General features: G+C 39.4%; 11 protein-coding genes and 1 pseudogene. All 12 read right to left on the bottom strand.

All coding sequences use genetic code 11. The annotated features are described in order from the left end of the window. Positions 1 to 2,420: type VII secretion protein EssC (gene essC, locus HMPREF2991_RS06910; RefSeq protein ID WP_070683740.1), on the bottom strand; the 2,420-nt coding region annotated here is incomplete at its 3' end. Positions 2,421 to 2,441: 21 nt separating this feature from the next. After that, positions 2,442 to 3,713 (bottom strand): type VII secretion protein EssB, encoded by a 1,272-nt coding sequence (gene essB, locus HMPREF2991_RS06905; RefSeq protein WP_070567796.1) that lies wholly within the window; start codon positions 3,711 to 3,713, stop codon positions 2,442 to 2,444. After that, positions 3,714 to 3,953, bottom strand: a complete 240-nt coding sequence (locus HMPREF2991_RS06900) for an EsaB/YukD family protein (RefSeq protein ID WP_000434883.1) — start codon at positions 3,951 to 3,953, stop codon at positions 3,714 to 3,716. 65 nt (positions 3,954 to 4,018) lie between these two features. Next, positions 4,019 to 4,483 carry a type VII secretion protein EssA gene (gene essA, locus HMPREF2991_RS06895; RefSeq protein WP_000720508.1) on the bottom strand — a complete coding sequence of 155 codons (465 nt, stop codon included), beginning with the start codon at positions 4,481 to 4,483 and terminating at the stop codon, positions 4,019 to 4,021. 11 nt (positions 4,484 to 4,494) lie between these two features. Then, a complete protein-coding gene (gene esaA, locus HMPREF2991_RS06890; protein ID WP_070683738.1) occupies positions 4,495 to 7,524 on the bottom strand; it encodes a type VII secretion protein EsaA in 3,030 nt (1,009 codons plus the stop codon). 70 nt (positions 7,525 to 7,594) lie between these two features. Further along, entirely contained in the window at positions 7,595 to 7,879 is a 285-nt protein-coding gene (locus HMPREF2991_RS06885) for a WXG100 family type VII secretion target (RefSeq protein WP_001173991.1), read from the bottom strand. A 221-nt stretch (positions 7,880 to 8,100) separates the two neighbouring features. Then, the gene (locus HMPREF2991_RS06880; protein WP_000358232.1) at positions 8,101 to 8,409 is read right to left on the bottom strand and encodes a hypothetical protein; all 309 of its coding nucleotides are present in this window, start codon (positions 8,407 to 8,409) and stop codon (positions 8,101 to 8,103) included. Positions 8,410 to 8,422: 13 nt separating this feature from the next. Then, the gene (locus HMPREF2991_RS06875; protein ID WP_070683737.1) at positions 8,423 to 8,737 is read right to left on the bottom strand and encodes a hypothetical protein; all 315 of its coding nucleotides are present in this window, start codon (positions 8,735 to 8,737) and stop codon (positions 8,423 to 8,425) included. Further along, a pseudogene (locus HMPREF2991_RS06870) lies at positions 8,718 to 10,405 on the bottom strand (DUF2974 domain-containing protein). The gene HMPREF2991_RS06875 and the pseudogene HMPREF2991_RS06870 overlap by 20 nt, the downstream one beginning before the upstream one ends. Then, positions 10,398 to 10,820 carry a hypothetical protein gene (locus HMPREF2991_RS06865; protein ID WP_070683735.1) on the bottom strand — a complete coding sequence of 141 codons (423 nt, stop codon included), beginning with the start codon at positions 10,818 to 10,820 and terminating at the stop codon, positions 10,398 to 10,400. The pseudogene HMPREF2991_RS06870 and the gene HMPREF2991_RS06865 overlap by 8 nt, the downstream one beginning before the upstream one ends. Before the next feature lie 139 nt (positions 10,821 to 10,959). Then, complete coding sequence (locus tag HMPREF2991_RS06860) at positions 10,960 to 11,382, bottom strand: hypothetical protein (protein ID WP_000747466.1); 423 nt, start codon at positions 11,380 to 11,382, stop codon at positions 10,960 to 10,962. A 139-nt stretch (positions 11,383 to 11,521) separates the two neighbouring features. After that, on the bottom strand, positions 11,522 to 11,845 hold a 324-nt coding region (locus HMPREF2991_RS06855), incomplete at its 5' end, for a hypothetical protein (RefSeq protein ID WP_083312774.1).

Below are 11,845 nucleotides of genomic sequence, written 5' to 3'. Positions count from 1 at the left end.
TGAGTAGCTAGGATCAAGTGGACCCCGAGGGAACGTCCGACACGCGCGATGGATACCAGCTCCTTGATAAAGTCTGGCTGGTTGACCTTGAGCTCTGCGAACTCATCTGAGATGAGAAAGAGGTGAGGGAGCGGTTCTGTCGCTTCTCCGTTTTTAAATTTCTTCTGGTATTGATTGATATGGTTGACTTCGAACTCTCCAAAGAGTCGTTCACGACGATGGATCTCCGCATTGATCGAAGCCAGAGCCCGCATAGATTGGGCACCATCCAAGTTGGTAATCGTCCCCAAGAGATGGGGAAGGTTTTTAAAGAGATTGGCCATCCCACCACCCTTATAGTCAATCAACAAGAAAGCCACATCATGAGGGTGGAAGTTAACAGCGAGGGATAGGATATAGGATTGGATGGTTTCTGACTTCCCTGAACCAGTCGTCCCTGCGATCAATCCATGAGGTCCATGGGCTTTTTCATGCAGATTGAGCTGAACCAGGTCATCCTGACCACGCAGACCAATTGGCACAGCCAAACTCTTGTAAGGTGCGTTCTTTTTCCAACGGCTCGGTACTTGCAAATCCTCAAAGGTCTCCGCCCCATACATTTCCATAAAGGTCACAGAATCTGGGATCGAACTCTTAAGATTTTGGAGGTGATTGAGCGGAGCCAAGGTACGGGCGATCCGCTCCTTGTCATAATCTGTTGGGAAATGATCCAAACGGAAGTCCGTCTCTTTCAAAACTCCTTCTTCCATGACCAGTTGGCCTGTATTACGGTCCTTGATATTGATCACTGTCTGGATGTTCTCAGACAAGGAACTCATGACATCCTCTACAAAGATGAGAGAGCAGCCTAATTCCGTTGGATCTTCGGTAAAGAACTCCATGATGATATGATCCAAAATCAGCTTCTCATCGGTCACTAAAACCACGTAATGAGGATGGAAGAGGGTGCTCTCTTTGTGGGATGCTTCTTCCTTTTGACTACGGCGTAGTTTCAAGATTTGGTTCAAACTATTCAGAACTTGGTCCCGTGTTCGTTGATTGTAGACAAAACCGCGAACATTGAGTTCTTGCAGTTTGGCATGAGGAAGCCAACGCATCCAAGACCATTGTTCTTTTTCCTCTTCAGGCAAGATCGTAATAAACTGCACATCATGATAAGAATGAAAAGTAGCTAACTGCATCACCAAAAGCTGCAGTTGTTCTAGGACGAGATTTCTAGGTCCAATATAACCAACCGGTCCATGGCTAAGATTTGCCGGAATCGGCATATCTGGAATTTTTTTGTGACGACTATAGAGAGCGTAGCCTTCTTCTTCCAGAGCATCCTTCTTGCCACTGCGCTCTTGTTGACCATATTTCAAGTCATAGCTAGTCGGCATTTTCCCGAGTCCTAAACGATAGTATAAAAAGTCAAAGTGCAAGGGAGTTTTTTCGTAAATCCGGTGATTGTAACTCTCAACCAAGTCCGTCAACTCTAAAATAGTTGGAAAATGATAGTGCATCCCTTCTTTTTGTTCCCGCTCCAGACGAGTCAATTCCTTGACCTTATCTTTCAGGTAAAGACGATAGAGATCGATCCGTTCCTTTTTATCAGCCTTGTACTTTTTACGATTTTTGATAAAACCACGGATAGAAAAAATCATTGTGGTTATGGACATCCCTACTGTCGCAAGGATATAGATCCCTCGAGGTTGAATTAAGGTGATTAAGACGGTTACTCCGACCATCATCAGAGGAGGAACGATCAGCTTTAACAGTTCATCGCTCGGTTTAACCGGTTCCTGGCCTGGGGGATTGATCAAGATTTTATCTTCGCTGCCACGATAGATGATCCGTGGAGAACGATGATAATCTGGATAATCTTCATAAAAACCATATCGAGATGGTTCTCTCAGAGTCAGTTGTGGCCCAACTTGGGCAGGACCCTGGACCCATACTTCATCAGGATAGAACTTGATCGTCACCGCCCCTAGACTCAACTCATCTCCAAAACCAATCAATTGCTGGTCCATTTGTTCCAGATGATTGTTTCGATAAAATGCGCCTTTTAGTCGAGTTAGCTTCCATTGATTTTGGGATTTTTGGAGTAAGAGTTCAACATCTCCATCTAGTGTGATCAATGCACCTCTTTGAGAGCCAATCTGAAACTCTGATAAATCCAAAAGGTCATAAACCCTTGGCTCCCCTTCTCGGAGATAAAAGACGACCTCACCCAAACGCAGACCATCTTTCAAGAGTCCTGCTTCATCGTCGTACTGATAAAAGACCTCGTCACCATCGACCTTGAGCTGAATCGGTCTTTCCTGTTGAGAAAGGTAGACTTGGGCCTTTTCAGTCGCCCCGATCAAGACCGTCTTATCTGCACTCAGTTCTACTTCATAACGTAGACCTTGGCTGTAGAAAATGATTTGTTTTTTCATAATTTCTCTCCTTGGTCTACTTTAATTGCTAGAGGAGCTACTTGGAACAGGTTTCTTCTCAGATGACGGTTTGCTTTCAGAAGCCTTGTCTTGAGGGTTAGGAGTTGTAGAAGCATTGGAGCTTGATTCACTCGTTAGTAGCTCACTTCGACTATCCCAGTATTTCTTATACTCGCTTTCCAAAGTATTCAACTTACTTTCACGGTCTTTCCCTGACAAGTTACCATCTTCTCGAACCTGCTTGATTTCCTGAGTCAAAGCATAGAGAATCAAGTCACTGTCGTTAATCCGTTTCGCAATATCAAGAGCCTCTTCAAAGCGATTGCGCCCAACCTGGATCCAGTAAGTCAAATAAAGCTCATCTGACTTGAGTGTTACGTTGTTCAAGATGACTTTCTTTTGTTCAGAAGAAAATTCCAATCCCTGAATATAAGAGTAAGCCAACTCATACTTTTGCGTATTCGGCAAGCTAGCTGGATCAATTCTCTCTAATTCTGTAATAACACCACTATAATCCACTTTAATAAAGGCAGTATCTGCCTGCAACATCTTTTCTTTGAAAGGATTTTGCACAAAAATCAGATAGATAAGTGGAACGATTAGCAAGACAACGCTGGCTGTTAACCAAATCGTTGCCAGTTTAAAGACACGATGGCGTCTACTTGGAACCAAGACCAAATCTGCCCGTTCTTTCGCAGCCTTCTCCGTGTAGTACTTCTCCAAAACAGCTACTGCAGCCTCTATATCACCTGCCTGACATAGATCATTTAAGAAGTCTGGCAAGGTCTCTAATTCCAAGGAACCATTATAAAGATCCATGAAATCCAAATCGCTAAATAGTGTTACTGTAAAACATTTAGCCTGGCGTAAGAAATCTTCTGAGGATATGGATTGAGGAACCATCAGACCAGGAATTCCACGATAAGCAATCTTAGCCTGAGCATCCTTGGTAATAAAGAGATTTACTGGGTGCAAAAGGAAAGTCACAGGTAACTCCAAAGCGCCCTCTAGACGAAAAACGTTTAGGGCCAAACGGATTCTTTCCGAAATGGTACGTTCCTTTATTTCCTCATAAGTCAGTCCATGAGCTTCGACTTGATAGGAGAAGGTGACACTATCCTCATCAGATACCATCGATTGCTCCAAAAAGAATGGATGATGCAAATCTAATAGTAAGAGTTCCCGTAAATCTTGACTCGCAACATCTGAACGTTTGAGTGTTAATTCCCAGTTTGTTTCATTTTTTTCATAGACAAACAACTGTCCACCAAATTCAAATTTTTCTTCAGCCACCTATATCTCCTCAATTTCTACTAAATCTCCTGTCGTCATAGGATAATCAGACAGATGTTTCCCTTCATCAATCAACAAACCTTTATTGACAATTCTTAATTGATATTTTTTTCGCTTGATACCTGGATTAAAAATCGTATCCACTTCTCGCACCAGCCGGCGCACTTCAATTCGCCGTGGAATGCGAATATCCACATCTCTTTCTCTCAAACGTAGGGTAATATTGATATGTTGCTCCACCTTTTACACGCCTCCTATGTCTGGTTTATCCTTTTCTAAGTTAGTTAGACAGACTAGTTAAAAAATTAGTCCATCCCTTCTACCATCACACGATAACTCATTACTGCCGTTGCTCCAAAAAGCAAGAAAATCAACACCACATAGAATATCTCTGGAAGAAAGTCATTCAGACCACCTTTTTCTACATGGCCTATATTTGTTTGAAATTTAATTGTTTTTTGAGCATTGGGCTGAAACAACTGTTCTTCAGAAGATTTTTTCACTGGTCTCTGTATAGCAGAAAACAGTTGGCCCCTTTCTGTGATCAACTGTTCCTCTTGATGCTGTTGCATGTCCTGCAACCTCTTTTGAGTTGCTTCATTAAAAAGCTCCTTGGTTTGTTCAGACTGTAGACCAAATTTCAATCCCTCTTTCTTTTCAAGTCGGGAATCATCAATCTGCAGACTGTTATCCTTCAAATCATCTGCAGCAGCCCCAGAGACTGCTGCACATGTTACTAAGGTAAGAAGGAAAAGAATGATTTTCTTCATATTTCTATTTTCTATTCTTTCTCAACTTGGCTTGCTTGAAACCACAAACTACTTTCTCTGATAAAAACATTTATAACAAGTAAAACAGCTATGACAACTATCGTTGCAACAAAAGCGATAATTGCTGCTGGATGTCCATCAAAGTATCCTGAGAGCAAACCTTCTAATATCGATAACGCATTGAGATTTTTGATAAATGCTGGGAAACCAGTTAGACTTGCTGTTGTCCCAATAGCATTTGATAGGTAGACAAAGCTAATCATCATAAAGAAGGAGAGTCCCATACCAATCACTCGGAAATGTTTAAGCAATAGATATTGACCTTGAATCAGTACAAATGCGGCTAAAACAATTAATAGAACCCAAGATGGTTGATATTCACGGCCAACCTGTAGCTGAACACTTGATACAACACCAACTACCAATCCGACAACGAGACTTAAAGCAGATAGGATGGTTACCGTCATCAAGTCTGTATCATGTAACTTATCAAGTTTGAACTTATCTTTGACTTTGCGAATAACGTTTTGAGTTGCAAACAGATAGGCTGTAAAGAGGCTAACAATCTCCAATAGTAAAATCCATGTAAATGGACGGTAAACATTGACAGTCGCTTTCACTGAAGTAGCATTTTGGGTAACAGGATTGGATAAGAAGTTCAACAATACTTCGTTTGGTACCCCATTTTGATAGGCATTATTCAGAACCTTCACAAAGGATTCTACAAAGTTTCCATTGTTAGTCAATTCTTCGTTAAACTGCGTCATCAAGGAGTCAGCATCTTGTGACAACTTTTCAGTACTTGTTTGAGCATTTGACAATTCACGATTAAACTTACCTAAAGTCTCATTAACAGACTCAGCCGCCTTGACATTGCTTTGAGAAGACTCCTTCACACCCTTAGTTTCTGATAAGAGAGTTGCATAATCCGAATTTAGGGTGGCCAATTGTTTATCAGTATCTTTAAAGGCTTCATTTCCTCCGTCTTGTTCTTTTTCTAAATCCTTTAGTTTCTGTTCTAACTTCTCGTACAACTCTAACTGTTCCTTGATTTTTTTATTCAATTCTTGGTTGGTAGCCAAAACATCCTGCACATTTTGTTCTAGAACAGGCTTCAGTTTAGTCAGTGCTGACAAGGCTTTATCTACTTTCTCTTTAGCACCCTCTTTATCTGTATCGCTAGCAGGTGCAGTCAGGCTGTCTTCATACTTCTTCAGATTTGAATCAATCGCTTCAAACCAAATATCTGACAATGCTTTAGACACATTACTATTTTTTAACTCTTTGACAGTATTATATGCTTGTGTGAGTGCTTGTACCTTTTGGTAGTCAGAAGCTATTTTCTGAACCTTTTGTCCATAAGACACTGCAGCTTGCTGAACACGTAACACATCTACTGGAGCACTAGCTGCTTGAACATCATTCAAGGAAATATTAATTGATTTTAGCTCTGCTTTTGGAGCTGGGCTTGGAGTCCCGGCTGAACCTGTAGTTGGAGTCGGAGCTGCCTCTGCAACACTATAGGCTACTTTAAAAGTCCCACCCGTCTTCAAATCAATTTCTTGACCAAACTCAACTGGTGTACCATCATAAGTGACTGAGTGAACTGTCACTCCTGATTCAGCTTTCCATGATACCTTAGCCTTTGTTCCTGTTCGTCCAACAGCACTCGTACTCGTGATTGCCAGATCTTCCAAATTCTTCAAATCAGTCGAATTGATTTCGTCACTAGGCTCTTTGATTGTTTTTAATTCAGTATAGTTTACAGAAGGAATTGTGATTGGTGTCATACCAAAACCACTAAATTCTTTTCCACTAAAGTCTTCTTTGGGTAATTCTGAGATTGCAGAAGCCAGCTGCTCTTTTAGAGATTCCTCAACCTTCTCTAAATCCTTATTTGCAGCTTTATCCAAAAATTGACCGAGAGTGATATTATTCTTCTCACTTGTCTCATAATAAGCAGCTAATTTTTCATCGACAAAGTTACGAATATCCTTTTTATGATTCTCAAACTTGGTTCTTTCATCTGTTAGATTGGTCTTTAAAGTAGCAATCTCTTCGCTGATATTATCTGCTACTTTTTTATAGTAAGCCTCAACTTCTGGTGATGTTCCATCAGTGGATGCTGGTGTTCCATCTATATTAGAAGTCAGAATACGTTGAGCTTTAATTAATTCCTTATAAGTTTCAATTTGCTTCTGAACGTCTTCTCGACTCTTAGAGATGAGTCCAGTGATAACATCCGCATGATTTTTCTTCTCAGTATCCCTATTCTTAAGCAGAGTGCCAAGCTTTTCACCATAGGCAATCTGTGAAACGTCATAACGACCAAAAATCTGAGAATAACTATCCAAACCTGTCTTTAAAGCACTGTTGGCGTCAACAGAGGAACTAGACATACTATAGAGAGTTGGGAAAAGATTTTTAGAGTTGATAGCTGTCCCATATAAGTTCGTACGATAGTTTCCGATATTGGTCGCTTGTATCTGTGAGCTAGCTTGGACATTCTTTTGAGCAGTGTAAAGATTGTTCAAAATACTAGCCATATACATATCGACTAACTGACCATTCAAATCAGCAACAATGTCTTTCGCTAGTTTATTTGCATCATTTTCTACTTGCAAATTTCCTTGCGCATTCACCTTATAATTAATGGTTGTCTTATCAACATTAATGCTGTTAATATCGAGTATTTTTTCAGAAAAGTCACTAGGAATTGTTAAAACGAGTTGGTATTTTCCACTTTCTAATCCAGTATCTGCAGCTCCACGAGGGACAACAGACCAGTTTTGTGAATTATCACGCTCGATATTTTTTACATAACTAGCACCTAGATTGTATTCTTTTGTATCTACGTAGACAGGCTTATCTTCATTTACAATAGCCACATTTAATTTGGTCTGTTGATTTGCTTTTGCACTATTCTCATTATGAATAGTCGTATTTTTTTGAACTGATAGATTCAAAAAAACCATCAATGCCAGCAATCCTAATGCCAACAGACTACTTCCTACATATTTATAAATTCTATTCTTTCCCATTTTAGCTTTCAATCATATCCACCATAAAAAATAGGAAGGCTCTCGCCTTCCTAAAGCCATTTATAACAAATTAAATTTGTGAAGCAAGATCTTGGTCGTTTTGCTCAACAATTTCAGCAACTTTATTCAACTGTGCATTGATTTCATCAAGCAAAGTTGCAAATTCCTCAATTTTTGGAGACAATTCTGTAAATTGGCGATCAAAGCTCTCAAAAGCTGCACCCTTCCAGTTGTCTCGGATAGTATTTTGCTCTTGAGTCAATGTACGAAGTACTTGTCTTACTTCCTCAGAACCTTGAGTGTACTTTTGAGCAGAGGTGCGCAATTCTTCTGTTGTTAATTGAATTAAAGCCATGTGAAACTCCTTTATATTAATTTATGACCTCATTATATCAATAATTTGCCTCAATTGCAAGTTTAAAATTCATTTTTTATTCTATTTATAAAAAAACAAGAGCTATTTCCATCTAAAAACTAGTAAGAAGGATTAAATTATCTACTTTTCTTGTATAATTACTTCTTTTTTTTATCTATAATAACAAACTCATATCATCCTTCTTTTATAAGGTATATTTGTCAAACGTTCTTTTCTTCTAGCTTTCTATGAAAGTTTTTATTCTCTTGATGACGAGCTTCCAGCACATTCTCTATACGACTCTTATAAAGTTGATGATAGTTATCCAAATTGTTCTCTATCTCAAAGATATATGGTTGAATTTCAGCAAAACTACTGTCTCTGCATGCATAGGAAAGCGCCTCTAGGAGATGATCCGTCTCCCTACTAAACTTGTGGAAATCATCATCCAAATCCATCTCCAAACGCTCTAAGTCTCGTAATTTACGATTATGCTCATCCTCCAGTTTCTGAAGTTCCTTTTTATCCATCACAAGTTTTCTCCTAGTTTTTGATCGGACTCTGTAAAGTAGGGGTTTGCAAGGTCTGTGTCAAGTAAGTTTCGGCAGCATCAGCGGCCTTGCCCTCAAATCCACCCTTAATATTGTTTACATAAGTCTTAGAGGCGTACTCTTGCATATCTGAGGCTGCTTCTTGCAACTTTTTAGCTAACTCCACTCCTTTAGCAAGGATTGACAGTTCTTTTGCAGTTACCAAGACCCTGACTGCTTGGCGTTCTTGTTCCTTCATTCTTTCTTTGAAGCCTCTGTCGAGTTGCTCTCTTGTAATTAAAGTATCCTCATCCGTTAGGACTAACATTCTTTCCCCTCCATGTTTGTTTTACATCCGCCAATAGATTGTTAAAATCTTCAGCACTATTTGTATCTATGGTTTCAAAGGAACCACTAGCTTTAACCAGGCTTTCCCCTAGTTGCTCGATTTGTGTCAGGAAGGATGTTGCTGCAGTCTTCGTGTCACTTGCAACGCCTTCATCCCAAAAGCTTGTTGTGTCAAAACCAGAAAGTAGATTTGTAACTTCTGAACTTGACAAATATCCAACCATGTCAAACGCTGTCTGTCTTGTTTCTTTTATCATGTTTTGAATATCTTCCTTAGCATCTGAAAGTAAGGTTTTCACAGATTTAACTTTGTCTTCCATGTCAAAATTTGCCAACTGGGCTGCTGTCTGAAGCAACTGAGCTCGGACCAAAATCCTCTTTTCTCCTGTAAGATTACCATCTCTCAGTTGTTCCTGATAACGAGGAATAGCTTCTCGATCCCATTTTATCGATTCTTTACGAGCTTCTTCGACAATTTTACTATACTCTGTTTTAAAATTCTCATAAAAGCCATATCCGATAGCTGCCTTATTTACGATTTCCCCCCTCATAATGGCATTTAAAACATTTGAGGCTACATTTTCATCAACTCCTAGATTTCTTAAAACATCCAAGGTTGTCGCAATTAATCTAGCCAACTTTTCACCTGCCCTGAGCAATTCTGGGTGAAAATCCTCAGACGCAGTCAATAAATTTCCCTTTCCATCCGATTGGAAAACACCAAAGTCATGGGAACTTTCCGGATCAGTAATCTGGGTATAATGAAGGGGGACAAGGACATTGACTTTACCGACGGGTTTTTTAAGAGGTTCATCGGAGTCCCCAGGTAATTTGGTAATGGTATGCTCACGATTGAGCATACCCACGACATCAAAAGGATTGACATAGTACTCTATTTTTTCGCTAATCTTTTTGATTTTCTCATCGCTGAGTCCCATTTTCTTTAAACTCTTTGTCGTGTCCGGGCCGTCAAAGAGGACGACTTTGCCGATTTTCTCCAGTTCTTCATCAGTAAGGCCAGCTACCCCTTGCGCAGAGACAATGGTTCCTAGGGAATGAGCTGCAATGTCCATCGTCGCATTTGGAGCCTTTTCGCGCATCTCAGCGATTTTCGTTTTCATTCCTACTGTTGCTAACTTGGCTTGCGGCGTATGGATATGATTGAGCGCAAACTGAGCATCGTTCTCAACCCAGTCGTTCCAATTTTCTTTACTGATGGCATCACTGCCGCGGATAGTCATATAAGTTTTCGTAGTATCATTAGTCAAGGTAGGCGTATCCGTTAAGTAGTAGGCACTGAAACCAGCTTCATCATCAGTTAAGAGTCCTTTTTGATACCGTTTGTGACGAATATCCTGCCTCATCCCATTCGCATCAGGAACTGGTATCGATGTAACTTTATAAGTATCTCGCAAATCAGGATCCGGCTGCAAGTAGACCTTACCGTCATGAGGAAGATGTTTACCTCCGGGAGTGATTTCCCATTCTTTTTTTCTTTATTATAAAATTTATTATCTCTAGAGAAATCAAACAGCTGATAATCAAGAGCATTGTTATCTGGCGGAAAATTATTGGGACGATATGTATATGCGGATTGAGCTAAATCCGCATAAAAATTATCAAAGGTTTTTAAATTACTATTAGTCATAATAATACCATCCCCCGTCCCTATAAATTCTTATTGGTTGCATTTCATAAATTCCAAATTCCTTTGGTATGCCATTAGCATCATTGTCTAAAGAAAATCCAACCATAAATTTCGTTTTATCATTATTATTTACCTTTCCTCTAAGTGTCAACATATAGCCTCCACCTTGAGGAGTTCCATTTCCTACCTGACCAACCTTCATACTATCCCAATCAAACTGAACACTTTCAACTTTAGGACTTAAAGCTTTCACAAAATCAGCCATATCCTCTTCATGCTCCTTCAGATATGCCAACTGCTTAGCCCGTGGGCTCAGAGTTATTCCTCCAAATAGATTTGTTTTCTGTGCCATCCATGCGCCTCCTCCAAATACTACAAGAGCTAAAACTAGCCAAAGTAAAGTACGTTTTTTCATCTTTTTCCTCCTATATAGTGGAATCTAAGTATATTATATCATGAATGTAAAAAAAAATACTTTTAGCAAGTATTCTAAGTTAGTAGAGAATGAGTGAGGGATTAAGCTATCATAAAAGTTGTTATAATCTTTTAGATTACTATCCGTCATACTTGTCCCAACCTCCATTTTTTAACACTCTAGGCTGATTATACATGCCAATCCTATCTATTGAAGGTACATCATTTTTATTTTTTAATCGAAAATCTATTGTAAAGTCAGAATCCTTTATATGATTAAAAGAACCCTTCACTGATAGATTATAACCTCCCCCCTGTGGAGTTCCATTCCCTATCTGTTCAACAGTTAAACTATTCCAATCCATCTGAACAGATTCTATCTTTGAATTTTTAGACTTTACAAATTTTACAATTTCTTCTTCATGTTCCTTTAAATAAGCCATCTGCTTAGCCCGTGGGCTCAGAGTTATTCCTCCAAATAGATTTGTTTTCTGTGCCATCCATGCGCCTCCTCCAAATACTACAAGGGCTATAACTAGCCAAAGCAAGGTACGTTTTTTCATCTCTCTCCTCCTATATAGCGGAATCTCAGTATATTATATCATGAATGTAAAAAAAATACTTTTAGCAAGTATTTGAAGTCAGTGGGGAATGAGTACTGTTAAATTTGAGTAAAAATTATCAAAATTTTTTAAGTTGCTATTACTCATATATAAACCATCCACCATCTCGTAAAATTCTTATGGGTTGCATTTCAGAAATCCTCTCAAGGTTAGGCAAGGAGTACCCGTCATTATCCAAAGGAAATCCAAGAGTAAAACTGCTTTCCTTTATATTGTTTATACGCCCTTTAAATGTTAGCATATAACCGCCTCCTTGAGGAGTTCCATTTCCTATCTGACCAACTTCCATACTATCCCAATCAAACTGGGCACTTTCGACTTTAGGATTTCTAGACTTTATGAAGTTCGCCATCTCCTCTTCATGTTCCTTTAAATAAGCCAACTGCTTAGCTCGTGGGCTTAG

This window comes from Streptococcus sp. HMSC072D07 (assembly GCF_001814835.1).
GTDB lineage: Bacteria > Bacillota > Bacilli > Lactobacillales > Streptococcaceae > Streptococcus.
This window is presented reverse-complemented; position numbering and strand designations above follow the sequence as displayed.

Bases quoted from the DNA above. Each gene is read 5' to 3' on its own strand.
- HMPREF2991_RS06875 (WP_070683737.1), bottom strand. From the start codon at position 8,737: ATGTTAGTCCTAACGGATGAGGATACTTTAATTACAAGAGAGCAACTC.
- essA (WP_000720508.1), bottom strand. From the start codon at position 4,483: ATGAAGAAAATCATTCTTTTCCTTCTTACCTTAGTAACATGTGCAGCA.
- esaA (WP_070683738.1), bottom strand. From the start codon at position 7,524: ATGGGAAAGAATAGAATTTATAAATATGTAGGAAGTAGTCTGTTGGCA.
- HMPREF2991_RS06885 (WP_001173991.1), bottom strand. From the start codon at position 7,879: ATGGCTTTAATTCAATTAACAACAGAAGAATTGCGCACCTCTGCTCAA.
- HMPREF2991_RS06860 (WP_000747466.1), bottom strand. From the start codon at position 11,382: ATGAAAAAACGTACCTTGCTTTGGCTAGTTATAGCCCTTGTAGTATTT.
- HMPREF2991_RS06880 (WP_000358232.1), bottom strand. From the start codon at position 8,409: ATGGATAAAAAGGAACTTCAGAAACTGGAGGATGAGCATAATCGTAAA.
- HMPREF2991_RS06865 (WP_070683735.1), bottom strand. From the start codon at position 10,820: ATGAAAAAACGTACTTTACTTTGGCTAGTTTTAGCTCTTGTAGTATTT.